This window comes from Mesorhizobium sp. M2E.F.Ca.ET.209.01.1.1 (assembly GCF_004010375.2).
Taxonomy (GTDB): domain Bacteria; phylum Pseudomonadota; class Alphaproteobacteria; order Rhizobiales; family Rhizobiaceae; genus Mesorhizobium.
The window spans coordinates 1-443 of sequence record NZ_SADP02000191.1; the positions used below are offsets into that span (position 1 = coordinate 1).

A 443-nucleotide genomic window follows, 5' to 3' on the forward strand; every position below is an offset into this window, starting at 1 on the left:
GCCAGCCTTATCCTGCGGCACGGCACCGACGGCGTGGTGCCAGGGCTGAACGACTACCCCGGCAACCACCCGCCGGTCTTTCCGCTCTTCTGGAGCTTCCGCATCATGGTCGGCACCGGGCTCTTGATGCTCGCCGTCTCGTGGTCGGCCGCCTTCTTCCTCAAGCGCCGGCATTCGCTGCCCAGGCCGCTCGCCCTGCTGATGGTGCCGATGGCGCTGTCGGGCTGGCTGGCGACACTGGCCGGCTGGTACACGACCGAGATCGGCCGCCAGCCCTGGCTGGTGACCGGCGTGCTGAAGACCGCCGACGCCGTCGGTCCGGTGGCCGGCAGCCATGTCGCGCTGACGCTCGCCATCTATCTCCTGCTCTACCTGCTTTTGCTGATCGCCTATCTCGGCGTGCTGGTGCACCTGGCGCTGAAGGCGGCCAAGGATGGCGATTC

Annotated in this window: 1 protein-coding gene; it reads left to right on the plus strand. The window is 68.2% G+C overall.

Annotated elements, in window-relative coordinates; genetic code table 11:
• The coding region (locus EN852_RS35230) for a cytochrome ubiquinol oxidase subunit I (RefSeq protein WP_135879629.1) at nt 1-443 on the plus strand (443 nt) is incomplete at both ends.